Source organism: Vibrio sp. 1457, assembly GCF_033340195.1.
GTDB lineage: Bacteria > Pseudomonadota > Gammaproteobacteria > Enterobacterales > Vibrionaceae > Vibrio > Vibrio alginolyticus.
In genome coordinates, this window is the sequence record NZ_JAWOWA010000008.1 from 156,367 (window position 1) to 181,204 (window position 24,838).

The 24,838-nt window shown below is 44.9% G+C and carries 24 protein-coding genes; 11 read left to right on the plus strand and 13 right to left on the minus strand.

Annotation, left to right across the window (positions count from 1 at the left end; genetic code table 11):
• The first annotated feature begins 422 nt into the window (after positions 1 to 422).
• Complete coding sequence (locus R7Z41_RS11000) at positions 423 to 2,114, plus strand: AMP-binding protein (RefSeq protein WP_005391687.1); 1,692 nt, start codon at positions 423 to 425, stop codon at positions 2,112 to 2,114.
• Between the two features lie 68 nt (positions 2,115 to 2,182).
• Here R7Z41_RS11000 and R7Z41_RS11005 read toward each other — a convergent pair whose 3' ends face one another.
• Positions 2,183 to 2,392 carry a DUF1127 domain-containing protein gene (locus tag R7Z41_RS11005; protein ID WP_005380156.1) on the minus strand — a complete coding sequence of 70 codons (210 nt, stop codon included), beginning with the start codon at positions 2,390 to 2,392 and terminating at the stop codon, positions 2,183 to 2,185.
• 97 nt (positions 2,393 to 2,489) lie between these two features.
• Between R7Z41_RS11005 and R7Z41_RS11010 the strand changes: the two genes are divergently transcribed.
• Positions 2,490 to 3,437, plus strand: coding sequence for a LysR substrate-binding domain-containing protein (locus R7Z41_RS11010; protein WP_005391685.1), 948 nt, complete (start codon positions 2,490 to 2,492; stop codon positions 3,435 to 3,437).
• Between the two features lie 118 nt (positions 3,438 to 3,555).
• Here R7Z41_RS11010 and fusA read toward each other — a convergent pair whose 3' ends face one another.
• A complete protein-coding gene (gene fusA / locus R7Z41_RS11015; protein ID WP_005386444.1) occupies positions 3,556 to 5,646 on the minus strand; it encodes an elongation factor G in 2,091 nt (696 codons plus the stop codon).
• A 215-nt stretch (positions 5,647 to 5,861) separates the two neighbouring features.
• On the minus strand, positions 5,862 to 7,241 hold the full coding sequence (gene radA / locus R7Z41_RS11020) for a DNA repair protein RadA (RefSeq protein WP_005386443.1): 1,380 nt from the start codon (positions 7,239 to 7,241) through the stop codon (positions 5,862 to 5,864).
• A 136-nt stretch (positions 7,242 to 7,377) separates the two neighbouring features.
• Between radA and R7Z41_RS11025 the strand changes: the two genes are divergently transcribed.
• A complete protein-coding gene (locus R7Z41_RS11025; protein WP_005380143.1) occupies positions 7,378 to 9,726 on the plus strand; it encodes a PilZ domain-containing protein in 2,349 nt (782 codons plus the stop codon).
• A 63-nt stretch (positions 9,727 to 9,789) separates the two neighbouring features.
• On the opposite strand, the gene serB is transcribed toward R7Z41_RS11025, so the two are convergent.
• Positions 9,790 to 10,770, minus strand: a complete 981-nt coding sequence (gene serB, locus R7Z41_RS11030) for a phosphoserine phosphatase (protein ID WP_005391681.1) — start codon at positions 10,768 to 10,770, stop codon at positions 9,790 to 9,792.
• Between the two features lie 91 nt (positions 10,771 to 10,861).
• On the opposite strand from serB, the gene R7Z41_RS11035 reads away from it, so the two are divergent.
• Positions 10,862 to 11,467 carry a YtjB family periplasmic protein gene (locus R7Z41_RS11035; RefSeq protein WP_005391677.1) on the plus strand — a complete coding sequence of 202 codons (606 nt, stop codon included), beginning with the start codon at positions 10,862 to 10,864 and terminating at the stop codon, positions 11,465 to 11,467.
• A gap of 94 nt (positions 11,468 to 11,561) precedes the next feature.
• Here R7Z41_RS11035 and deoD read toward each other — a convergent pair whose 3' ends face one another.
• From deoD to deoC, 4 genes are all read right to left on the minus strand, one after another.
• Positions 11,562 to 12,281: a purine-nucleoside phosphorylase gene (gene deoD / locus R7Z41_RS11040; protein WP_005380140.1), complete on the minus strand. Its 720-nt coding sequence runs from the start codon at positions 12,279 to 12,281 to the stop codon at positions 11,562 to 11,564.
• Positions 12,282 to 12,424: 143 nt separating this feature from the next.
• Positions 12,425 to 13,645, minus strand: coding sequence for a phosphopentomutase (locus R7Z41_RS11045; RefSeq protein WP_005380135.1), 1,221 nt, complete (start codon positions 13,643 to 13,645; stop codon positions 12,425 to 12,427).
• Between the two features lie 68 nt (positions 13,646 to 13,713).
• Positions 13,714 to 15,042 carry a thymidine phosphorylase gene (gene deoA, locus R7Z41_RS11050; RefSeq protein WP_005380134.1) on the minus strand — a complete coding sequence of 443 codons (1,329 nt, stop codon included), beginning with the start codon at positions 15,040 to 15,042 and terminating at the stop codon, positions 13,714 to 13,716.
• A 97-nt stretch (positions 15,043 to 15,139) separates the two neighbouring features.
• Complete coding sequence (deoC, locus tag R7Z41_RS11055; protein WP_005380133.1) at positions 15,140 to 15,916, minus strand: deoxyribose-phosphate aldolase; 777 nt, start codon at positions 15,914 to 15,916, stop codon at positions 15,140 to 15,142.
• A 90-nt stretch (positions 15,917 to 16,006) separates the two neighbouring features.
• Between deoC and R7Z41_RS11060 the strand changes: the two genes are divergently transcribed.
• The gene (locus tag R7Z41_RS11060; protein ID WP_005391675.1) at positions 16,007 to 16,141 is read left to right on the plus strand and encodes a hypothetical protein; all 135 of its coding nucleotides are present in this window, start codon (positions 16,007 to 16,009) and stop codon (positions 16,139 to 16,141) included.
• Between the two features lie 358 nt (positions 16,142 to 16,499).
• On the opposite strand, the gene R7Z41_RS11065 is transcribed toward R7Z41_RS11060, so the two are convergent.
• The 5 genes from R7Z41_RS11065 to R7Z41_RS11085 all read right to left on the minus strand — a co-directional run bounded on the left by R7Z41_RS11065 (position 16,500) and on the right by R7Z41_RS11085 (position 21,533).
• Complete coding sequence (locus R7Z41_RS11065; protein ID WP_005380131.1) at positions 16,500 to 17,783, minus strand: NupC/NupG family nucleoside CNT transporter; 1,284 nt, start codon at positions 17,781 to 17,783, stop codon at positions 16,500 to 16,502.
• 204 nt (positions 17,784 to 17,987) lie between these two features.
• On the minus strand, positions 17,988 to 18,761 hold the full coding sequence (locus R7Z41_RS11070; protein ID WP_005380129.1) for a TatD family hydrolase: 774 nt from the start codon (positions 18,759 to 18,761) through the stop codon (positions 17,988 to 17,990).
• Positions 18,748 to 18,945: a DUF5363 family protein gene (locus R7Z41_RS11075; RefSeq protein WP_005380125.1), complete on the minus strand. Its 198-nt coding sequence runs from the start codon at positions 18,943 to 18,945 to the stop codon at positions 18,748 to 18,750. Before R7Z41_RS11075 ends, R7Z41_RS11070 begins: the two co-directional genes overlap by 14 nt.
• A 94-nt stretch (positions 18,946 to 19,039) precedes the next feature.
• Positions 19,040 to 20,629 carry a peptide chain release factor 3 gene (gene prfC / locus R7Z41_RS11080; RefSeq protein WP_005391671.1) on the minus strand — a complete coding sequence of 530 codons (1,590 nt, stop codon included), beginning with the start codon at positions 20,627 to 20,629 and terminating at the stop codon, positions 19,040 to 19,042.
• Positions 20,630 to 20,885: 256 nt separating this feature from the next.
• Positions 20,886 to 21,533, minus strand: a complete 648-nt coding sequence (locus R7Z41_RS11085) for a LexA family protein (protein WP_000854920.1) — start codon at positions 21,531 to 21,533, stop codon at positions 20,886 to 20,888.
• A 117-nt stretch (positions 21,534 to 21,650) separates the two neighbouring features.
• Here R7Z41_RS11085 and R7Z41_RS11090 point away from each other — a divergent pair, with 117 nt between their 5' ends.
• Genes R7Z41_RS11090 through R7Z41_RS11115 form a run of 6 tightly spaced genes read left to right on the plus strand, consistent with a single transcriptional unit; the run spans position 21,651 to position 24,837 of the window.
• Positions 21,651 to 21,902, plus strand: coding sequence for a helix-turn-helix domain-containing protein (locus R7Z41_RS11090; protein WP_000451746.1), 252 nt, complete (start codon positions 21,651 to 21,653; stop codon positions 21,900 to 21,902).
• 55 nt (positions 21,903 to 21,957) lie between these two features.
• Positions 21,958 to 22,827, plus strand: coding sequence for a hypothetical protein (locus R7Z41_RS11095; RefSeq protein ID WP_318136361.1), 870 nt, complete (start codon positions 21,958 to 21,960; stop codon positions 22,825 to 22,827).
• Positions 22,814 to 23,476, plus strand: coding sequence for a DUF6475 domain-containing protein (locus R7Z41_RS11100; protein WP_318136360.1), 663 nt, complete (start codon positions 22,814 to 22,816; stop codon positions 23,474 to 23,476). The genes R7Z41_RS11095 and R7Z41_RS11100 overlap by 14 nt, the downstream gene beginning before the upstream one ends.
• Positions 23,463 to 24,011 carry a lytic transglycosylase domain-containing protein gene (locus R7Z41_RS11105; protein WP_318136359.1) on the plus strand — a complete coding sequence of 183 codons (549 nt, stop codon included), beginning with the start codon at positions 23,463 to 23,465 and terminating at the stop codon, positions 24,009 to 24,011. The genes R7Z41_RS11100 and R7Z41_RS11105 overlap by 14 nt, the downstream gene beginning before the upstream one ends.
• Positions 24,008 to 24,307: a flagellar transcriptional regulator FlhD gene (locus tag R7Z41_RS11110; RefSeq protein ID WP_000210563.1), complete on the plus strand. Its 300-nt coding sequence runs from the start codon at positions 24,008 to 24,010 to the stop codon at positions 24,305 to 24,307. Before R7Z41_RS11105 ends, R7Z41_RS11110 begins: the two co-directional genes overlap by 4 nt.
• Positions 24,304 to 24,837 (plus strand): FlhC family transcriptional regulator, encoded by a 534-nt coding sequence (locus R7Z41_RS11115; RefSeq protein WP_213916420.1) that lies wholly within the window; start codon positions 24,304 to 24,306, stop codon positions 24,835 to 24,837. The genes R7Z41_RS11110 and R7Z41_RS11115 overlap by 4 nt, the downstream gene beginning before the upstream one ends.
• The last annotated feature ends 1 nt before the right edge of the window (position 24,838 follow it).

The following is a 24,838-nucleotide window of genomic DNA, read 5'->3' on the forward strand; positions in this document are numbered from 1 at the left end:
AGGTGAAGCTCCTAACTTTCCAAAGTAAGATTAGTATAGCTACTTCAAAACCACGACATACCTTTAAGTTTGGCGCTTTGAAGAAATTAGGAGACATTTATACTTATCTTCAACACTAAGCCACTAGTTAATAAATAATTAGGATAGATTCTATGTTTTCGCAATATTATTAATAAAATAAATTGCTTACCTGTGCTCTTAGTATGAAGTCGGTATGACATAACAGCTGAAAAGCCTGTTCTCTTTTGCGTAGCATCAATCACATTGCTTTTTAGATCGAGTCGCTCCGACTTCAACCATAACTAACGCTATCTTCCCCACATATTTCATCAAAATGCATTCCCGTGTCGCGATTTAACATGCTAAAGTTAACAATGCGTTAACAATTATAAATACAATGAGAAGACATGGAGTCACTTAAAATGAATCAGCCGAATCTAAATAGCGCTGCTGGTTGCGCTCTCCCACCACCAAATGAAATGATCCTCAAATGGGCTCAAGAGCGTCCAAATGAGGTCTACCTAAAACAAATTATTAACCGACAGTTTGTTGAGTACACATTCTCTGATGTTGCAGATCAAGCCTTAAAACTTGTCAGCGCACTACGCTCGCTTGGTGTAAAGCCTGGCGACAAAGTTGCGTTAGTATCTAAAAACTGTGCAGAATGGTTTATTTGCGATCTTGCTATGATGCTTGGTGACTATGTCAGTGTGCCAATCTTTCCTACCGCCGGTGCAGATACCATCGAATACTGTGTGACTCATAGTGAAAGTAAAGCGATCATTGGCGGAAAACTCGATGATCCCAAAGCAACTCAGCAAGTCATTGATGCTATGCCTGAACTCATTAGCATCGCTCTACCTTATGACACGGCACCAAAGTGTAAGCACGAATACCAAGCGCTCATTGCAGATGCAATGCCAAGTGAAGAGCGTCCGCAGCATTACGATGACAAGCTAATGTCGTTGGTGTATACCTCAGGCACATCAGGGTTACCGAAAGGCGCGATGCTAACTTACGGCGCATTCAGTTGGTCTGTTCAGCAACTGATCAATCATATTGGTATCCAAGAAAACGACCGATTGTTCTCTTATTTACCGCTCGCTCATATTACAGAGCGTGTTTATATCTTCGGTTCATCGATTATGGGTGGCGTGCCAACAGCATTTCCAGAGTCACTGGACACTTTTATCGAAGATGTGAAGATGCACCGACCAACTCTGTTTATCTCCGTCCCACGATTATGGACGCTATTCCAGCAACGTATTCAAGACAAACTTCCACAGAAGAAGCTCAATATTCTGTTGAAAATCCCATTCGTCAATTCTTTGATCAAGAAAAAGCTAGCAGATGGTCTAGGTTTAGATCAGGCTCGAGTATTAGGCTGTGGCTCTGCACCTGTCTCGCCAGCGCTGTTGGAATGGTACCACTCAGTGGGCCTTGATATCACAGAGGCTTGGGGGATGACGGAATCATTTGCCTACAGCACGCTCAACTACCCATTTAGAGCTGACAAAATTGGTAGTGTCGGTAATGCAGGGCCAGGCATTGAGTTAAAAATCGCAGCCGATGATGAAATCATGGTGCGTGGCAAAGGGCTATTTTCTGGCTACTACAAAAATGATATTGCCACCCAAGAGTCTTTTGATTCAGAGGGCTGGCTACACACAGGCGATATCGGCGCTATCGACTCAGATGGTTATCTAACGATTCAAGGCCGTAAAAAAGATAACTTCAAAACCGCCAAAGGTAAATTTGTCTCTCCGGTTCCTATCGAGAAAAAGCTTTTCGAGTACAGTCGCGTAGAGATGATGTGTCTCATCGGTTTAGGGCTACCCGCTCCGATTCTTTTGGTTGTGCCACATGACTTCCCTAACTTTGATCGAGAGCGATACGCACGTACCACACGTAAAGTTATTGCCAGGATGAATCAAGAACTCGCCTCTCATGAGCAAATCAAAGGTGTGTTAATGATTAAAGAACCTTGGAGTATAGAAAATGGCGTACTGACGCCAACGCTTAAAATTAAACGTCATGTGCTCGAACAAAAGTATCATGAGATAGGCCACAATTGGCCAAAAGATGAATTGGTCGTGTGGGAAGAAGACTTGTAATTTTGCTTGCACTCCTCAACACCATTGGGGAGTGCAACTTAACTTTGAGCTTGAATCAAACTCATAGACTACTCTCTCCAGAATGGCTTACTCACTTCACAACTAATCTCCCTTTCACCTAATCCAATATCGTCCCAAAGGTGCTTTGGTAACTCTCTCAAGTGACGACGTGTCTTATAGTTCCTTCTCCAAGCCGCCAGTTTAGAATAAATTAACTGTAACCCGCTCTGATGGGCAGTAGGTATAGTACGCTCACAAGTGTGTGTCATGTTTTCCATTTCAAAGATCCCTATACAATGTTGACCACTTAATAATCAGCGACTACGCTGATAACCTCAAGCGATAGAATCTGCCATAGAGTTAAGGAAAACTAATGTGAAAGATCGAATGCCTCCCTTACAAAGCTTGTATTACTTTTTCGTTGCAGCAAAGGAAGGAAGCTTTAAAACGGCAGCAAAAGAACTGTTTGTTACGCCAGCGGCCATTAGTCAGCAAATTCGTCATTTAGAAGAGTTCTTAGGCACGGACCTATTTGTTCGTCAGCACAGAAAAATCGTGCTCACACCAGAGGGAGAGCTACTGTTTAGTCAGGCAGAAAGAGGGTTTGCTCATTTGCAGCAAGGGGTAAGATTAGTCAATCAAGATCCAAACCCGAACCACCTTTCGATATCAACACTCCCCTCTTTCGCTCATCATTGGTTAGTCCCGAAAATTACGGCTTTTCGTCAGCGTCACCCTGATATCGCCTTGCTATTAGAACCAACCAATGATTTGGTGTCTTTTCAAGATAGCCAGATAGATTTATGTGTTCGTTACGGTTTAGGAAAGTACCCCAATTTAGAATCACAATGGCTAATGGACGAAGCTTTTTATCCAGCTTGTCATCCGGTGTACCAGAAAGAGCACGGGATCTATAACATCGAGGATTTAAGCAAAGCTGAGCTGATTGAAGATGTTTGGCCTGATCTTGATTGGAATATGTGGTTAGCAACCTTGGGTCACTGCGCAGCAAAGCCTACCTTAAAATACAGTGGATCACATCTCGTGCTTGAGGCTGCACTATCACTTCAAGGCGTGGCATTAGTAAAACACAGTTTAGCTCATCAATATTTTCGTTCTGGCAAATTGGTCCGAATTGGAGATATCGCTATCAAGCCCAACTTTGCGTATTACTTGTGTGCGCCAAAAGGCTACTTAAAAAGACCTAAAGCTCAATTGTTTGCGCAATGGTTGAAGGAAGAAATAGAAATATTTGAAAAGTCAGTGGTACCAGACTTTAGGACCATTGACCTAAAAGGCAACAGTACTAGAACGGCATCATAACAATCGTCAAAACAAACGCTAAATAGGAATAAAACAAACACACTCTGCGTATAAGACTGCTAAATACAAAAAGCCCCGCACTAAGCGGGGCTTTCAAGTTATAGAGTTAACTTAAGAATTACTTCTTAGCGTTACGCTCTTTAACGTCAGCAATTACTTGCTCTGCAACGTTTGTTGGACATGGTGCGTAGTGTGAGAACTCCATAGAGAACTGACCACGACCAGAAGTCATAGTACGTAGAGTACCGATGTAACCAAACATTTCTGATAGAGGTACATCACCCTTGATACGTACGCCAGTAGACGCTGCTTGTTGGTCTTTGATCATACCACGACGACGGTTAAGGTCACCGATTACGTCACCAACGTGATCTTCTGGAGTGAACACGTCAACTTTCATGATTGGCTCAAGAAGTTGCGCGCCAGCTTTAGGCATAGACTGACGGAATGCACCTTTCGCTGCGATTTCGTAAGCGATAGCTGAAGAGTCAACTGCGTGGAAACCACCGTCGAATAGTTCAACTTCAACGTCTAGAGTAGGGAAGCCAGCTAGAACACCGTGCTCCATCATTGACGCAAAGCCTTTCTCAACTGCAGGCCAGAATTCTTTAGGTACGTTACCACCAACAACTGTTGATTTGAACGTGAAGCCAGAGTTTGGCTCACCTGGTTTGATGCGGTAGTCGATCTTACCGAACTGACCAGAACCACCAGACTGTTTCTTGTGCGTGTAGCTATCTTCGATTGCTTGAGTGATAGTTTCACGGTAAGCAACCTGTGGAGCACCAACTTCTAGCTCAACGCCGTAAGTACGCTTAAGGATATCTACCTTGATGTCTAGGTGAAGTTCACCCATACCTTTCAGGATAGTTTCGCCTGAATCTTCATCAGTCTCAACTTGGAATGATGGATCTTCTGCAACCATTTTACCGATCGCGATGCCCATCTTCTCAGAACCGCCTTTATCTTTAGGCTTAACTGCGATAGAGATTACTGGATCTGGGAAGATCATTGGCTCAAGAGTACATTCGTGCTTAGGATCACATAGAGTGTGACCAGTTTGAACGTTCTTCATACCAACTACAGCGATGATGTCACCAGCTTGTGCTGAATCGATCTCGTTACGCTCGTCCGCGTGCATCTCAACCATACGGCCGATACGCTCTGTTTTACCAGTTGCAGAGTTAAGGATTGTGTCACCTTTCTTCATCTTACCAGAGTAGATGCGGATAAAGGTTAGAGCACCGAAGCGGTCATCCATAATCTTAAATGCAAGAGCACGTAGTGGCTCGTCTGCAGATACAGTCGCAACTTCACCAGTTGGCTCACCAGTCTCTGAATCAGTTAGAGGCTGTGGATCAACTTCTGTTGGAGATGGTAGGTAATCAATTACCGCGTCAAGAATAAGTTGGATACCTTTGTTCTTGTACGCTGAACCACAGTAAGTTGGGAAGAATGCTAGATCACGAGTACCTTTACGGATACAACGTTTGATGTCTTCTAGAGATGGCTCTTCACCTTCTTCTAGGTAAGCCATCATTAGATCTTCGTCTTGCTCTAGAGCAGTTTCGATTAGCATTTCACGGTATTCAGCAGCTTTTTCTACCATGTCTGCTGGAATATCTTGAACTTCGTAGTTCTCTGGTTGGCCAGACTCATCCCATACGTAAGCTTGTTGGCTTAGTACGTCTACAACACCTACGAAATCTTCTTCGATACCGATAGGTAGAGTCATAACTAGAGGTGTAGCACCTAGTACGTTCTGTACTTGATCTACAACTTTGTAGAAATCTGCGCCCATACGGTCTAGTTTGTTAACGAAGATCAGACGTGATACGTGTGATTCGTCAGCGTAACGCCAGTTAGTTTCTGACTGAGGCTCAACACCACCAGAACCACAGAATACACCGATACCACCGTCAAGTACTTTTAGAGAACGGTAAACTTCGATAGTGAAGTCAACGTGTCCAGGAGTATCGATGATGTTTAGACGGTGATCGTTCCAGAAACAAGTTGTTGCTGCAGACTGGATTGTGATACCACGCTCAGCTTCCTGCTCCATGAAGTCAGTAGTAGTTGAACCGTCGTGAGTGTCACCGATCTTATGGATCTTACCAGTTAGCTTTAGGATACGCTCTGTAGAGGTAGTTTTACCCGCGTCTACGTGAGCAAAAATACCAATGTTTCTGTATTTTGATAAATCAGTCATTGTCTTACTCTGTTAATAAGGTATAAAGTGCGCGCAGAGTATATCACATTCTGTCAATACTGATACCCTTGCGTGCGGATGGAAGAAAAAAAATTTTAACGTGAAATTTCCGTCCCCAAAGCATAGTCAAACACAGCAATTTATGTACTTTATTCGCATTTTATTGAGGACGGATAGAACAGTTTGTGATTGCACAAATACCATTCTTATGAGCATTACAGCTCGTCAAAAGCCTCTATAGCTTCCGACAATTTCTTAACGCCGTGAATTTGCATGCCAGGGATGCCACCTTTCGGCATGTTGGCTGCTGGCACGATGGCTTTCTTGAAACCATGTTTGAACGCTTCATTCAAACGCTCTTGCCCACTTGGCACTGGACGGATTTCGCCCGCAAGCCCTACCTCACCAAAAATCACCACATCTTTAGGGAGTGGACGGTCACGAAAACTCGATAAAAGCGCCATAACTAAAGCAAGATCAGCGCTTGTCTCCGTCACCTTAACACCGCCAACCACATTAACAAAGACATCTTGGTCTGCCATTTGTAAGCCACCATGCTTATGCAACACAGCGAGCAAAAGTGATAGGCGGTTCTGCTCCAAGCCGACCGCAACACGACGAGGGTTGGCTAACTGCGAGTAATCCACCAGCGCTTGAATCTCTACTAGTAGAGGGCGCGTGCCTTCCCAAACCACCATGACTGAAGAGCCTGATGTTTCTTCTTCACCACGAGAAAGGAAGATTGCTGATGGGTTACTCACTTCCTTCAACCCTTGGCCTGTCATTGCAAAGACACCAAGCTCATTCACAGCGCCAAAACGGTTTTTATGACTACGCAAAGTGCGGAATCGGCTATCCGTTCCACCATCGAGTAGTACCGAACAGTCGATAATGTGTTCAAGAACTTTGGGGCCCGCAAGGGTACCATCTTTTGTTACATGACCAACAATAAATACCGCAACATTATTCTGTTTTGCGTATCGTGTCAGAGCCGTCGCAGATTCACGTACCTGAGCAACACTGCCAGGCGACGATTGAACATCAGAAACGTGCATCACCTGAATCGAGTCTATTACCATTATACGAGGCTGCTCTTTTTCGGCGATTTGGCAAATTTTGTCGACGTTCGTTTCCGATAGCATTTTTAAATGATCTTTCGGCAAGCCTAATCGGGAAGCACGCATTGCCACCTGCTGTAACGACTCTTCACCGGTTACGTAAAGCGTTGGCATTTGCGCAGATAAACTACACATGGTTTGCAACAGAAGGGTTGATTTACCAGCGCCAGGGTTACCACCAATCAAAATTGCGGCACCTGGCACAACACCACCACCCAATACGCGGTCAAGCTCTTTAAACCCACTGGTGAAGCGAGGTACTTCTTGCAGATCAATTTCGGATAGCGTTTGAACCGTTGCTTCTGTTGCGGAACCAGCGTAGCCACTTAAGCGTTCGTTGCGAGCAACGGTTGGCGATGCAGCGATACGTACTTCTGTTATCGTATTCCATGCACCACATGCGTTACACTGCCCCTGCCAACGGGGAAAGTCCGCGCCACAATCATTACAAACATACGCTCGTTTTGCTTTCGCCATGATGCCTCAATTTTTTCTACAAATGTGACTAAGCACAGCCAAGTCAGACCTGAACTGAAATGAACTATTGATATACTTAAGTATTACTTCGCTTAGCCGATACAATTTAAAGTAACGACATACTCTAACAGAAATAATGCAGCAATCTGAAATTCTCTCGCTCGCAGAACGACTCATTCCCGTTTACGGTACGAATGACTTTGACTTTGTCCTTGGCCAACTGACCGAGGAAGAGCCGCCTTCGGCCAAAATTTTGGTTAAAATGGAACTTAACCGCTTAATGGCTCCATGCAAAAAAAGTATTGATTTGCGAGGTCGCGTTCAAGGCGAATGTCGCGAGTATATTTTGGATGGTATTCCACATTGGTTGGATGATGTTGCTTTCAACGCTTACCATAAAAACATCAAAAAGTTTGGCTGCTACACGGAAGGAATGTGGGAAGCATTGGTCAACACGCGAAATAACTTTCGCGTAATGAGCAAGCGCCTTACTCAGCAAAAAACGCAATCGTTAACGGATCCTAAAAGCCCGTTCTTAGCAGAACCCGTTCACCTAGGCTACGATTTAAAGCGCCAAGAAAAACGCTTGAAAGTCCAATCTCAAGTTGAAATTTGCCGTTCTAAAGGACAGCTTCTTCATGGATTAAGTATTGATTTATCTAGCTCTGGCGCAAAGTTCAAAGTCCCTAGCGCATTTAAATATAACCTTGGGGAAATTATTCAGGTCACGTTTACTGAATTTGCCAGCAAATCTAACGTTGCAGGTATAGAGAAACCGCTTGCATACCGCATACTCGCGGTTGATGACTGTTACGAAAATGACTCAGTTCGATACCTCAGAACCATACGCTTAACTGATACCAATGTCGTCACCAGAGTGATAGATGAAGCGCTCAACAGTGCTGCTAAAAGGGCTCGTCACGACAATCAAGACAAGATTATTCGAGCTCGAACTCGCGGTTATGAGCACATCGCACTAAAGCACACCAGCAGCTTGCCTCTATTCTTTGATGGTAGTGACCTAAAATTAGCAATGTTAACGCCAAACAATCAAAAGCTTTGGCAATACTGGCACGATGAGAGAAACCAGCAAATGTTTGGTTCCTTATTCAACGAGCAACGCATCGCGTCACTCATTAAGCCTGGTGTGAAAGGAACAACCAATGTCCTTTATTCATTTACTCACGAGCACGAGAATCGAACCTATTTCTATTCGATGTTTCGCCCTGAAGCAACTCGCGAACAGCGCCAGCTATTTTGGCATTTAGGTGGCAAACGAGAGAGTTGGCGCGCCTTTAGAATTTCAATCTTTGAACTATCAGAGCAAGAACAGGAAGACCTAGCAGCATTCTCTCCAGAGTTGGCAGAAACGTCTCAATCACTGACTCATATTGGTATTTTGCAAGAAATTGCTGACGAAAAGTCAGGGCAGGATTACCTGCTAACTGAAAAGCCGCGCTTACCCGCTAATACGTTAAACGCGTTTCGCCATCCGAGAAGAGTTATTGGCAATCCAAAGGGCATTTATTTTGATGCAAAGTCTCGTCGTAAAGAGCCTCGTTATCGTTTTAAAACACCTTTAGAGTTGTACTCAGGACAAACTAAAACAGGCGGCTGTACTGTTGACCTTTCCAAACGAGGACTCGGAATTAGGCTAAGTGAGCCCACGATGTTACGTTCTGGGCAAGAGGTAAGAATCAACTTTCGAGAATTACAACTCTACGATAAAAAATTGCCGTTAATGTCGGTACCATACCGAGTAATTCGTGTAAGCCCAGATGGTTGTAGCGTGCAGTTAGTTATTGATGAAAGCAGCCAAACCATGAAGGTAATCGCTTTTTTCAACAGCATTATCGAGCACAATCAAGACAAGCTAATCCCGCAAAAAGAGACGCTACCAAGTAATGCTCTACTTGAAAGGCTGCACTGCATGTTGCTCTCGCGTACGCTGAGCACGCCCATTTTTATCAGTAAGAGTACGTCATCTTCAATAAAAACCCCCGTTATCGGGGTGAACTTGCCGCTACCTAAACACATTGAACTTTTTGCCCGTCTTGGGCATGACCAACTGTTGTCACTTGAACCTATCTTTAAAGGCCGGACAAGCACATTAATCGCAGAGCCAATAAAACGTGTAGAAGGTGCTCAAGCCAGACATCAGGATATCTACATAAGCGCCGCAAAAGTAGGCAATAAAATTACAGGCATTGAGTCAAAGCTTCATCAAGAGTTCAACAGCGTAAAAGAGCGGATTCAATTTATAAAGAAAGCGCGAATGATGGGTGACTTTTACGTGATTCGCCTTTCTACTGCGCCAATTTTCGATCCGATGACATCATTACTGCAACAAGATTTAAGTGACTTAACCCAATTTGGTGTACATCAAGCAAGCAAGTTAGAAAAAGAGTTGACGGCGCTCGTTGGTTACAGTGAATTTGAAGACATTACTGAAGAGGTAGTAATTAGATTGGAGTTAACCGAGTAAATTCAAAGTCATACCAAATTGAAAAAAAACACCGCCTTTCTGGCGGTGTTTTTGAATGGATGGTTAAGGTTTAGCTTTCCAGCTGACCTTTTGCTGCTTCACCAATGCGCCAGATAAAATACAGAGCACACCGCCCAACCCTGCAAAGCGAATCGCTGATTGCGCTTGAGCTTCCACTTTTGGTTTTGCGTGATACGCAATCCCTAATCCTGCCACCGACATCATCACAAGATCATTAGCGCCATCACCGACAGCAACCGTGTTGTGCTGCTCAATTTCATATTCATCCGCCAGTTCCACTAGAATGTCAGACTTCATCTGCGCCGTTACCACATCGCCAAGTACTTTACCCGTGAGTTTGCCGTCAATAATTTCTAATTGATTGGAGCGAGCAAAGTCTAAGTCGACTTTATCTTTGATGTAATCAGAGAAGTAAGTAAAACCACCGGAGGCAATCGCTGTTTTCCAGCCCAAGGCTTTCAACGTCGCAATTAGCGCTTCAAAGTCCGGCATGAATGGTAACTGGGCACGAACTTGTTCAAGAATTGATTCATCGGCACCTTTGAGCTTACCAACTCGCTGACGTAAACTTTGCTCAAAATCCAGCTCACCTTGCATGGCACGTTCAGTGACTTCAGCGACCTCATCCCCTACTCCTGCCAGTTTCGCGATTTCATCAATACACTCTATCTGGATCGCCGTTGAATCCATATCAAATACAATCAACCCTTGGGTTGATAGATCGGGCACTTCATTAAGCGAGGCGTAATCTAGGTTGAGACTTTGTAAGATCGTTTCATGTTGAGGAGTCAACTCTCCGGCCATCAGGGCTACTTCATATTGGCCAACTTTCCACGTTTCTAGTATTGGGTTGTAAAAGCCGGTGAAGAAATCAATGTCTTCGAAGTGACTTGGCGAAAGGTACTCAGCAAATACGATCCAGTTTGCTTTTGCTTTATCTAATTGGGAGGCAAATCGAGTCTCGGGTAATCGTTTTAAAAGTGTCGTATGTTTTCTGATAGGCAAGCTTTTTGACGCGTCCATGTATATAATCCCTTATGACTTTGCTAAAACGTTACCTCAACAAACTAAAAAGGCAAGTCTTTGTTTTATTTTAAATGGATGAGTAAAGAGCATGAGTGAATCTTTGTTCTCAGTAAGGAATGCCCTAAGAATTCTGGCACTAATCCTACTGTGTGTGATGTTGTTTATCACAATAAAAAACAGTGTTGTGATCAGTAAGGGTAATGAGAAAATTCAAGCACAACAGCTTGAAACGCTCACCAAAGTTTTGATTTCACAGGCGTCTCTTTCTGCCAGTGAGATGATTTTAACTAAAGATCAAGAACGATTACTTCAGCTAACAAACCAGCTAGCACAAGACCGTTTAGTGTTTGATGCAACAATCTACGATGCACAGGGTGTACGTTTAGCGTCTAGTGAAGAGGCATTATCGGTACGCGAAGTTCTTGGCCTGGATACGCCTTTGGCAACAGCTTCCATTGGTCGCCAGCAGTTGGTTGAACCAGTTTTTGCAGATGGTGCGCTTATCGGTTTTGTTCGCGTGACCTTTGAGACGGGCCGGGTGACGGCTATTTCTGACCACCACTATCGCAAGAGCGATCGTTATATGTACATGATGGTCTTAATGAGCTTTGTCTGTGGTATGTTGTTCATCTTGATTTTACGTCGACAACCGATACGTCGTAAAAAAGCGCCAAACCTGCTGCTAACCAAGTAACTAGGTAGCGCTAACAACTCATATAAAAACAGCCCGCAATGTGTGGGCTGTTTTTTAGCTCTTGAGAGCGAAAAATAGAATGACTCTTCGTCGCTTACTCTTCGTCACCAAGCAATACTGAATCTAGTGCGATTAGCATCATGTCGTTGAATGTCGTTTGACGCTCGTCAGATGTAGTCTGTTCGCCAGTCTTGATATGATCAGAAACCGTACAGATTGTCAGAGCTTTTGCACCGTATTCTGCCGCAACACCGTAAATACCAGCCGCTTCCATTTCAACACCAACAATGCCGTACTTGTCCATTACATCGAACATTTCTGGATCTGGCGTGTAGAAAAGCTCTGCTGAGAATAGGTTACCAACTTTAACGTCAATACCGCGAGCTTTTGCAGCGTCTTCTGCCGCACGAACCATGTTGTAGTCTGCGATTGCCGCGAAGTCATGACCTTTAAAGCGGATACGGTTCACTTTAGAGTCAGTACATGCACCCATGCCGATCACAACATCACGCACTTTGATGTCTTCATTCACTGCGCCACAGCTGCCAACACGGATGATTTTCTTCACGCCGAAGTCTTTGATTAGTTCAGTCGCGTAAATCGAGCATGATGGGATACCCATACCGTGGCCCATTACTGAGATCTTACGGCCTTTGTATGTGCCTGTGTAACCAAACATATTACGAACGTCACACACTTGAACGACATCTTCAAGGAAAGTCTCTGCGATGTATTTTGCACGTAGTGGATCACCAGGCATCAGTACGACGTCTGCAAATGCACCCATTTCAGCATTGATATGTGGAGTTGCCATTTTCTTTTCCTTAACCTTTCTCTAGCGCTCCGCGCTTAAGGCGATATAAGCCAGAGTATTCTCATTTCCGACAAGCAGCATTTACATACTGCAAACATAAAACTAGGAGCAATCAAGCTCCTAGTTTTCAAAAACCTAACTAATTATAGGAAGTTCTTACCGTAATCCATTGGAGAAGTACCGAAGTAACTTGCCAATGTTTGACCGATATCTGCGAATGTTTCGCGGCGGCCAAGAGAACCAGCTGGTACTTTTTGACCATAAACCAATACTGGGATGTGCTCACGAGTATGGTCAGTACCTGGCCATGTTGGGTCACAGCCGTGGTCTGCCGTTAGGATAAGCACATCGTCTTCTTCCATAATCTCTAGCACTTCGTTGATACGACCATCGAAGTACTCAAGTGCCGCTGCGTAACCCGCTACGTCACGACGGTGACCGTAAGCTGAGTCGAAGTCTACAAAGTTAGTGAATACGATCGTGTTGTCGCCCGCTTCTTTGATTTGCTCTAGCGTTGCTTCGAACAATGCAGGGATACCTGTCGCTTTCACTTTCTTAGTGATGCCGCAGTTTGCGTAGATATCAGCAATCTTACCAATAGAAACCACGTTGCCTTGCTTCTCTTCAACAAGTTTCTGTAGAACCGTTGCTGATGGTGGCTCAACAGAAAGGTCACGACGGTTACCGGTACGCTCAAATTGACCTTTACCAGCACCAACAAATGGACGCGCGATAACACGACCAATGTTGTAATCTTCTAGCTCTTCACGTGCGATTTGGCAAAGCTCTAGTAGACGGTCTAGACCGAAAGTCTCTTCGTGACATGCGATTTGGAATACAGAGTCCGCAGAGGTGTAGAAGATTGGTTTGCCAGTCTTCATGTGCTCTTCACCAAGATCGTCAAGAACTTGAGTACCAGATGCGTGGCAGTTACCTAGGAAACCGTCAAGACCTGCACGCTCAAGAATGCGGTCAGTCAATTCTTTCGGGAAGCTGTTTGCTTTGTCAGTGAAGTAACCCCAGTCAAACAGAACAGGCACACCTGCGATTTCCCAGTGACCAGACGGCGTGTCTTTACCTGAAGAAAGCTCTGCTGCATGACCGTATGCACCAATGATTTCAGCGTCTGCGTCTAGTCCAGGTGCGAAGCGACCTGTCGATTCTTTATGCGCCATTGCCAAACCAAGTTTCGATAGATTTGGAAGGCGAAGTACACCTTGGCGATTGTCGTTATCTGCTAAGCCTTTTTCACATTGGTCAGCGATGTGACCTAGTGTGTCTGAACCTACATCACCAAATTCTTTAGCGTCGGCAGTTGCACCGATACCGAATGAGTCTAGTACTAAAATAAATGCTCTTTTCATTGCTCGTTCCTTAGGCCCACTCGGCTTTTTATTATGGTTGAGTAGGCCTTGTGTAATTACTTGTTCTATTAGATATCTTCTGCACGAATTTGGCGGTAAACCTCTGGAGTTGGTGTGTATTCACCACCTACTTTGATTGCACTGCGCAGTGCTTTTGCCGCTTCTTCCCATTGCTCTTCAGTGCGAGCGTGGATGACCGCAAGAGGTTTATCACTGTCTGCGACCTCACCTAGGCGGATGAACTCGTCGAAACCAACTGCGTAGTCGATTTCATCAGTAGCAACACGACGACCACCACCCATAGCAACCACAGCCATGCCGATAGCACGTGTATCCATTGCAGAGACAATGCCCGTTTCTGTTGCGTAAACTGGCTTGATGATTTCTGCTTTTTCTAAGTAGTTGTCGTAGTTTTCTACGAAGTCAGCAGGGCCGCCTAAGCCAGCAACCATCTTGCCGAAGCACTCAGCCGCTTTGCCGTTATCCAGCACTTCCATCAGTTTTGCGCGTGCGTCTTCTGTGTTCTCAGCAAGCTTGCCAAGTACTAACATTTCAGCACATGAAGCCATGGTCACTTCAAGTAGACGAGGATTACGGTATTCACCCGTTAAGAAACGAACCGCTTCACGAACTTCCACTGCGTTACCCGCTGAAGACGCCAATACTTGGTTCATGTCCGTAAGAATTGCCGTAGTTTTAGTGCCAGCACCGTTTGCTACCGCAACGATTGATTTTGCTAGCTCTTCAGACGCTTCGTAAGTTGGCATAAATGCACCTGAACCCACTTTTACGTCCATCACTAGCGATTCCAGACCCGCCGCCAGTTTCTTAGAAAGGATCGACGCCGTAATCAGGGAGATATTGTCTACCGTTGCGGTAATATCACGAGTCGCGTAAACACGCTTATCCGCAGGAGCAAGGTCACCAGTTTGACCGATGATCGCCACACCAGCGTCTTTGGTTACTTGACCAAAAACATCGTTGCTCGGCGTAATGTTGTAACCAGGGATAGATTCAAGTTTATCCAGCGTACCGCCTGTATGACCAAGACCGCGGCCAGAGATCATAGGTACGAAACCGCCACACGCTGCCACCATTGGGCCAAGCATTAAAGAAGTTACGTCACCCACACCACCGGTTGAGTGTTTGTCGACAATTGGACCACCGAAGTTCATGTGGCTCCAGTCGATAACCATGCCCGAATCACGCATTGCACACGTTAAGGCGATGCGCTCATCCATGGTCATTTCATTAAAGAAAATCGTCATAGCAAACGCCGCAATCTGACCTTCAGATACCGTGTTGTTCGCTACGCCTTGAATAAAGAAGTTGATTTCGTCTGCGGTAAGTACTTCACCGTCACGTTTTTTACGAATGATTTCTTGTGGTAAATACATTAGTGCCTCCCAAGCTCTTTTGAGCCATGGTTGTAGTAGGATAGAAGAGGTTTGGTAGCACCCGTTTAGGTGCTACCGTTCAGACGTATTATTGGAATTAGTACGCTGTTGGATCAGCGACGTCGTCCGATACTTCTAATGTATTTAGTAGGTTGGTTAGCAGGCTAGACGCACCAAAACGGTAGTGACGAGCATCAACCCAGTTGTCACCTAGGATTTCGTCAGCCATTGCTAGGTATGCTGCTGCGTCTTCAGCAGTGCGCACACCACCTGCTGGTTTGAAACCAACAGTTTCTGCAACACCCATGTCGCGAATAACTTCAAGCATCATGCGAGCGTATTCTGGTGTTGCGTTTACTGGCACTTTACCAGTTGAAGTTTTAATGAAGTCAGCACCTGCTTCAATACAGATTTGAGATGCTTTCTTGATTAGTGCTTCTTCTTTTAGTTCACCTGTTTCGATGATCACTTTAAGAAGAATGTCACCACAAGCTTCTTTACATTGCTTAACTAGTTCGAAGCCTACTTTCTCATCACCCGCCATTAGCGCGCGGTAAGGAAAAACTACGTCAACTTCGTCTGCACCGTAAGCAACCGCCGCTTTTGTTTCAGCGACTGCGATTTCAATGTCGTCGTTACCATGTGGGAAGTTCGTTACTGTTGCAATACGAACCTCTGGCGTACCTTGCTCACGAAGTGTCTTCTTAGCAATAGGAATAAAGCGAGGGTAAATACAAATTGCAGCTGTGTTGCCTACTGCTGTTTTCGCGTCATGACATAGTGAGATCACTTTTGCATCAGTGTCATCGTCATTCAACGTAGTTAGGTCCATAAGTTTAAGTGCACGTAGCGCTGCTGCTTTTAAATCGCTCATTTCTATCTCCGATCAATATTCAAAAAATTCACTACTCAGCCTTACATCACGTCTTTAACTATAATCAACAAGTCGAGACAATGTGAGTAAATGGCTAAACAGTCTATTAATGAACGGACTTGGTTCCCTGAAGACTCGGCATATACAGCGAAAATTTATCATATGCCAATTGCTATCCTTGTCACCGCACAGTACCAGTTTGGCCTATGGCACAACAATCTATGATTGCGGTGTCTTTAATATCACATCACAAAGCAAAACGCCTATTAGATCTGATATTGCAGGGCAATTCATTTGCCCATCGATTATGTAATATTCATTACGTGATTAAGAATCAAGCTTAACCACTATCCTGTGATTAATACATTATAGAGTTTCACCGCAAAACTGTAGCACCAAATAGAGCGCAAACGGTTTGTATCTCAAAATTTCCTAGCCCCTATTCCATTGACTGCGTAATACCTCGACTAAGGCAAACACCCGATGAAATTTTGGAGCCCGAAAAACGAAAAATGCCCCGCAGCAATCTCTTGCTACAGGGCATGATGTAAAACGGCGTCTATATATTAAGAACCGATTCTAATTATAGTGCTGCAAGGCTTAAGCAGAAGCCTGCAATTGTCGCTGCCATAAGGTTAGACAACGTACCTGCAAGAACTGCTTTAACACCCATGCGAGCGATGTCACTACGACGGTTTGGTGCAAGGCTACCTAGACCACCAAGTAGAATCGCGATAGAAGAAAGGTTCGCGAAACCACATAGTGCGAATGAGATGATAGCTGTTGTCTTCTCAGACATTACTTCACCAGTTGCCGCGATTACTTGAGCGTTTTCACCTAGATATGGTGTGAAGTTCAAGTAAGCAACGAATTCGTTCACTACGATTTTCTGACCGATGAATGAACCAGCTGTTACAGCTTCTGCCCATGGAACACCGATTAGGAATGCTAGTGGAGAGAACGCGTAACCTAGGATTAGCTCTAGTGTTAGTTCTGGCATGCCGAACCAACCACCGATGCCACCTAGCATACCGTTGATTAGCGCGATTAGACCAACGAATGCGATTAGCATTGCACCTACGTTAAGCGCAAGTTGTAGACCAGAAGCCGCACCGCCCGCAGCTGCGTCGATTACGTTAACTGGTTTGTCGTCACCGCCGTCCATCGCTTCTTCGATACTTTCGTGAGGCTGGTCAGTCTCTGGGTGAAGGATTTTAGCGAACAGTAGACCACCTGGTGCTGCCATGAATGATGCCGCAACTAGGTACTCTAGTGGAACACCCATAGATGCGTAACCAGCTAGTACACCACCAGCAACAGAAGCTAGACCACCACACATTACCGCGAATAGCTCTGATTGAGTCATTTTTGGAACGAATGGGCGAACAACTAGAGGTGCCTCAGTTTGACCTACGAAAATGTTAGCTGCCGCTGACATTGATTCCGCACGAGAAGTGCCTAGCGCTTTTTGTAGTGCGCCACCAAGAATCTTGATAACCCATTGCATAACGCCAATGTAGTAAAGAACTGAAATCAGTGCAGAGAAGAAGATCAGTGTAGGAAGAACACGGAATGCGAAGATGAAACCGCCGCCGCCGAATACTTCGAACATCTTGTCAGAAACAAGACCACCGAACAGGAATGATGAACCATCGTTACCGTAGTTGATAACGTTAGAAACACCTGAAGAGAAACCGTTTAGTAGATCACGGCCCCAAGGTACATACAGAACAAATGCACCTAATGCGAATTGGATAGCGAATGCGCCACCCACAGTTCTAAAGTTGATAGCTTTTCGGTTGTTAGAAAATGCCACTGCAATCGCAAGAAGCACTACCATACCGATTAGGCTCATAAACAGGCTCATAGTTTATGACTTCCTTATAAGTTATTTATTGGCGTGTTACAAAATGGAGCTATAAAGCGGGGGCAATTATACTCATGCAGAATCAATTAAAGTAATGCCAGCCTCACACTTTCCTATAAGATTCATGATTGATTCAACCAGCTTTGTGAGTTAATTCACAATAAGCAGGAAAACGTTTTCGATTTCAAACCACATCTTTAGATTTTATTCACATATCGAGAAAGCAAAATTGCTATTTTTCCACAGTTGAGAGGCAATCGATTGCTTTCGGCCGTTATGCAACTCTACGAGCTCATTAAAGACGTGAATGAGTTTGGCTGGGTGATTTGACTCCCCTTGATATCCAAGTATAGGCATATCTGGTGCGTCTGTTTCGATTACTAAGTTTTCGAGTGGTAATTTTTGAATTGCGTCGCGTGTTTTCTTGGCTCTTGGGTAGGTAATCGTTCCTCCTACACCGATAAAAAAACCTAATTTGACCCACTCCATGGCTTGCTGATAACTCCCAGAAAAAGCGTGTAGCACACCACCTCTAGGGAGATTCGCCGCTTTCACCATTTGAATGAGGCGATTGTGCGCTTTTCGGCTATGTAAAATAACTGGGAGTTCGAAGCGTCTAGCCAGCTCAAATTGAACTTCAAGTATCTTTTCTTGCAACTGTGGATCAACATCAATGGCAAAATCTAAACCACACTCTCCTATTGCCACGCACTGCTGCCCTTTTTGATTTAGATAGCCTTCTAGCTCTGTAAGGTGCTGCTCAACGTTATCTTCAAGAAAATACGGATGAAAGCCGAGCGCATAATACAAATTGGCATGTTGCTCTGCCAAAGTTTGAATACGAGCCCAGTTTTGCGGACCGACGGAAGGAATCAAAATTCTTGCGACGCCTTGCGTTTGAGCAAGCTCAAGTTGATGTGCAAAGTCATCTTGAAACACATCAAAATCAAAGTGGCAGTGCGTATCAAAGAGCTTCATCTTGACGCTTTTTATCTGTATCTGCGGGCAGAAAATCAGAGGATGGTTGGGCTTCACTCTTCTCTTCAGTTTGATGGGCTGGGTCTTTTCGATATGGGACACAACTGCGTTTCTGATCGGGAGTTAACCCCATCTCTTTACACCAGTTGTCGTAACGCTTTAGCCCACGTTTAAACCAATTCATATCTTATCCTTATATAAAAACGCCCTTGGCTAAGTTTATAGCCAAGGGCGTTTTAAAATCTAGTTTGCGTTAAGGCTTACCCTAACCGCGCAAATTAGTGCTCACGCGTCGCACGGAAATCAACGTCAGGGAAACGCTCTTTCGCCAAGTTTAAGTTAACCATTGTTGGAGCGATATACGTTAGGTTATCACCACCATCCAATGCTAAGTTCGCTTGATTCTTGCGTTGGAACTCATCCAGTTTCTTCGCATCACCACACTCAACCCAACGAGCAGTTGCAACGTTAATGCCTTCATAAATCGCTTCAACGTTATACTCAGATTTCAAACGAGCCACAACAACATCGAACTGAAGTACACCAACGGCACCAACGATCAGATCGTTGTTCTGTAGAGGACGGAATACCTGTACCGCACCTTCTTCTGATAGCTGAACCAAACCTTTGAGAAGCTGCTTCTGCTTTAATGGATCTTTCAGGCGAATACGACGGAATAGTTCCGGAGCGAAGTTCGGAATACCAGAGAACTTCAGTGATTCACCTTGCGTAAAGGTATCACCAATCTGAATAGTGCCGTGGTTGTGTAGACCAATGATGTCACCGGCGTAAGCGTGTTCTGCACGTGCACGGTCACCAGCCATAAAGGTTACTGCATCAGAGATACTCACTTGCTTGCCAAGACGAACGTGGTTCATCTTCATACCTTGCGTGTAAGTGCCCGATACAATACGCATGAATGCGATACGGTCGCGGTGTTTTGGGTCCATGTTCGCTTGGATCTTAAATACGAAACCAGAGAACTTCTCTTCAGTCGCTTCAACTTCACGTTCAACCGCTTGACGAGTTTTCGGCGCTGGAGCCCATTCAGTTAGACCGTCTAGCATATGATCCACACCAAAGTTACCTAATGCAGTACCGAAGTAAACTGGCGTAAGATCACCGGTTAGGAACATTTCCAAATCAAACTCAGGGCAAGCACCCATGACAAGCTCAAGCTCTTCTCGAACACTTTCCGCAAGGCCTGCACCAACTTTTTCATCAAGCTCTGGGTTATCGAGACCTTTGATGATTCGAACTTCTTGAATCTCATGACCGTGACCTGATTCGTATAAAATCGTTTCATCACGGTGAATGTGGTACACACCTTTAAATTCTTTACCACAGCCGATTGGCCATGTAATTGGCGCACACATCATGCCCAACTCGTTTTCTACCTCGTCCAATACTTCCATTGGATCACGAACGTCACGGTCAAGTTTGTTCATGAAGGTTACGATTGGCGTGTCACGCAGACGCGTTACTTCCATCAGCTTACGTGTACGATCCTCGACACCTTTCGCCGCATCAATAACCATCAAACACGAGTCTACTGCCGTTAACGTACGGTATGTATCTTCCGAGAAGTCTTCGTGTCCAGGCGTATCAAGTAGGTTTACCAGACAGTCATTGTAAGGGAACTGCATTACAGAAGTGGTTACCGAGATACCACGTTCTTTTTCCATTTCCATCCAGTCTGATTTTGCGTGCTGTGCGTTACCACGACCTTTAACCGTACCTGCTTTTTGGATCGCGTTTCCGAATAAAAGGACTTTTTCAGTAATGGTGGTTTTACCCGCATCCGGGTGAGAGATGATAGCAAAGGTCCTTCGCTTATTGATTTCATTAAGAAAATCTTGGTTTGCCATGTATAAATTCTTTTAGTTTGTACACGGATTTGTACACACTTTTGGAAGTACTCTCTTTTCAGTTCTTCGCTTGTCAAATCCGTCGTGTTAATCGTAATTGGCCGCTATTTTCGCTGATCTTGACTTTATAAACAATCAATGGTTATCTAATCGGTTACCATTTACTCTCAGCGTGCGCCAATGCTCAGTTGTAGCTGTTTGCAATCGTTGCTTCTTCAGCTCATGAACAACTGTGGCTAAACCACAAATTCCTTCGCTACCAAAAATCGATGATAGCTTGTCGTACTACACCAATGATGGTGCAGTTGCCGTTGATCGGTATTGCAGGGTATTGGGGGTTCAAAGGTTTTAGGTACTTCTGTTCACCGTCAATGACCAACTGCTTAAAGGTTGCTTCTTTCGAATCATCCAAACGCGCAACAACCAATGAACCTGAAGAGTACGGTAACTCGGGATCAACAACGATCACTGCCCCCTCAGGTATGGATTTTTTCCCGCTTGGATTTTCCATACTGTCGCCTTTTACGCGAAGTGCGAAACAACCCTCATGTGCTTTCCCAGTGACTTCACGCCACTCTTCAGCATCTTCATGGGCAAATCCCTCCGCTATTTCAGTCCAATCACCAGCCTGAACCCAGTTAATGAGAGGAATTCTTCCCTTAATGTCAGGCCCAACTTCTACATTACCGACCCCCAAGCCAATCTCGCCATCACCTGTGGCGAGCCAATGAGCATTCACGCGAAGCGCCTCCGCGATCTGCATGGTGTAACGAGACCTAGCCGATTTACCAGAGCAAATCTGGCTGATCGACTGCTGTTTGATACCAATGCGACGAGCCAACTCAGACTGAGTCACCCCAGTAAGCTGCAAGGCATGGTTTAGTCGTTCGGATAAAGTTTTCATAAACCCGTATTCTACAAATAAAACTGTAGCCTTTCAACAATTTTAACTGTTGACTAATCTACAGTTTAAACTGTAACATCCAATCTTGTAACAGTTATTATTGTAACAGGAGACGGTATGGAAGTGTTCAACACAACACAAAAACATCTCCGCCGTGCCATTGACTTGGTAGGCGGGCAATCAGCATTAGCACGAGCCATCAACTCAAAACAGCAAAACGTCTGGTTTTGGTTGAATAAATCAGGGCGTGTTCCCGCTGAATTCGTTTTACCCATCGAACAAGCTACGCAAGGACAGGTAACCCGATCCCAGTTAAGACCGGACATCTACCCCGAATGCCCAAGCGAGCTGAAAGCCAGTAACCAGTAGGATTAAGGGCAAATAATGGTCAGCATTTTACGTAAACACAAAAGCGAGATCCTCCATGCGTGATTATGGAAAGGTCTATACCCGCTTTTGGCTAAAGCAAAACGTTTTGTCTTGGAGTGACTCAGCGAAGTTGCTAGGACTGTATTTGCTTACATGCCCACATTGTAATTTGCTTGGCTGCTTTCGATTGCCGATTGGTTACGTTGCTTCTGACTTGAACTGGGATGAGCAACAGGTTGCCAAGGCTCTAAATGAGTTAGAACAAGATCAGTTCCTCATTCGTTGCGAGGAATCCGGTTGGACTTTGATTCGGAGCTTTCTGAAGCACAACCCAATCGAAAACCCAAACCAAGGTAAAGCAGCCTTTCGGTTGCTTAAAGATGTACCTGCCGACTTCATTGGTATGGCATCGCTTTTGAAATCTCTTGCCGCTTTTCAAGCTCGGCTACCAGAAGAATTTTCATCATTGTTTATGCCTGATGGCAACCCGGTAAGGGACTCTCAACGGTCGGATGACTCTGAGAGAAGCAATAAACCAACAGTTAAAACTGTTAACCACATACAGTTTGAAGACTTCTGGGATGTACAAATACGCAAAGAAAAAAAAGCGAAAGCCAAAGAAGAATGGCTACGCATGGGCCTCAATGAAGACCATGAACTCGCCTTGGAAGTGCTAACACGCTGGAAAGAGCAACGAGACAACCGATTGCAGTATCAAGATCGGACTAAGACCCCTATGCCACATAACTGGCTTTTAAACCGGCAATGGGAAGACGAGTACGTTCGCATTGATGAAGTACAGCAATCATCGACGAGCCTAAAAAGCAGCAATCACCAGTTGAACATTGAAGAAAGCAATCGCCGCATTGCTGAAAGCTGGGCCGGACCAGGTATTCGGGAGGTTCGTTCAAGTGCAGGAGGTTGATAAACGCGAGTTTGCTGAAGTTTGGGGAGCTGCTTGGGCCATGTATGGCAAAAGCGTATCACCACAATTGCTATCCATCGCATTTGAAGCCCTTCGTGCTTATAGCATTGAAGAAGTGCGAATCGGTCTGACTCGGCATATTCAATCACCGGATACTGGGCAATTTTTTCCAAAGCCCGCTGACGTCATCAAGCATATCGATGGCAACTCGGGTTCAAGAGCCATGGTTGCTTGGAACAAAGTTGACAAGGCTGTTCGTCAGGTTGGCGCTTGGACATCCGTGATGTTTGACGATGCGCTTATTCACCGCGTTATTTCAGACATGGGGGGATGGGTTGAACTCTGCAAGGTAGATGACAGGGAATACCCCTTTAAACAAAAAGAGTTTTTAACACGCTACCAGGCTTACTTGTTGCGGGACGAAGTGGGTGAATACCCAAGGCTATTACAAGGTATTGCAGACCATCAGAACCAGCAAAAAGGATTTGATATGCAAGCGCCGGTTGCCGTGGGCGACTGGTCAAAAGCAGTACAAGTTTATACAAGAGGCATCACCGGCTTTAGCGCAGTGCCTTTGAAAAGAATAAGCCCGAAAGCCATTCAGGCGCTTCTCGGAAATCAATTAGAGGACAAAAATGAAAACGATTAAAGCAAAAACCTTTGCCCTAGTGATAGCCATGTCCGCAAGCACTTCAGTCTATGCGTTTCCGGGCTATCAGTGGGAAAAAGCAGCACAAAGCGTTGGTATTGATCCAGTCATGCTCTACGCCGTTGCCTTGGCTGAGTCGGCCTCACATCGTGGTCTCAACATGACCAGTCCATGGCCATACGCAATTCGCAATGGTTCAAACGCAACCTACGCCAAATCTAAGACAGAAGCAGAGCAACTGTTAAACCAGGCACTGCAAGAGACTGAAAAATATCAGCTCGATATTGGCCTTATGCAAATCAATTTGCATTGGCATGGGCATCGGGTGAGCTCAGCAGCAGAACTGCTAGACCCCATCACCAACCTTAAGGTCGGCTCAAGTATTTTGGCCGAAGCAATCAAGTCTTCACCAAATGATTTAGAGCTTGGCATAGGCCGCTATCACAGTTGGAACGAAGAGCGTGCACGCTGGTATGGGCAAAGAGTGCTTTCTATCTATCGCAATATTTTACATGAACTGGAGGTCCGTCAATGACAACCAATCAACAAGACTTCTATCAATTAAATTTGGCGTACCTACACGCAGCACGAGAATTAGCGCGAATTGATCCGCAAGAGGCCGTCTTGCGCTTTGGACTTACACGCGACGTGGTTGATGCTCTGATTAATGCTGGTGTTGATGACCTGCAACGAGTGGCGACCTCATCATTCATGCTGTTTCAACCAAGGGGTAACCAAAGCCAACTGATTGAGATGGTGAAGAGCAAAGGCACAGGTATCCCAAGAATCGCTTATTTATTATCAACCCTAAACAACAAGGGGGATGCATGATTGATAACCTGTCCAAAAGTGAGCTATTTACCCGAGCCTCGATGCTTATTAAATACGGGTTTCGAACAACCATTATCGCGCTCGATACAGGTTTGCCAATCCACATTATCAGAAGGCTGCACAAAGAAGTGACTGGTAAGTCACCTTGTCCTGGTCAATTACCAGAATCTGATGCCATTGTTAAAAGCAGAAGAGCCCTAGTTGAAGGCTCCCTGCTGATGGCGCTTTATGTCAATATTGGTGGTGATAATGTCTACAAGCAATTAAATATCGATGCTTTGATGAAGGCTTACGATGCGTATTTGGTTGCAAGAGAAGAAGCAGATCTTCCAGCTGAGATCCCCTGGAAAAAACTGACCATCAATGAAGGTTGGGTTCTAGCTCGTGATTTAAGATCACAGCTTGCATCCTTACACCGGTGTCGATGCGGCAGTCTGTATTTGACGGTATCACAACAGCGCATTCAGCTTAAATGCCCTGTGTGTGAGATTATGGCCGAGCAAACCACTAGAGCACTTTTTGAGAACTAAC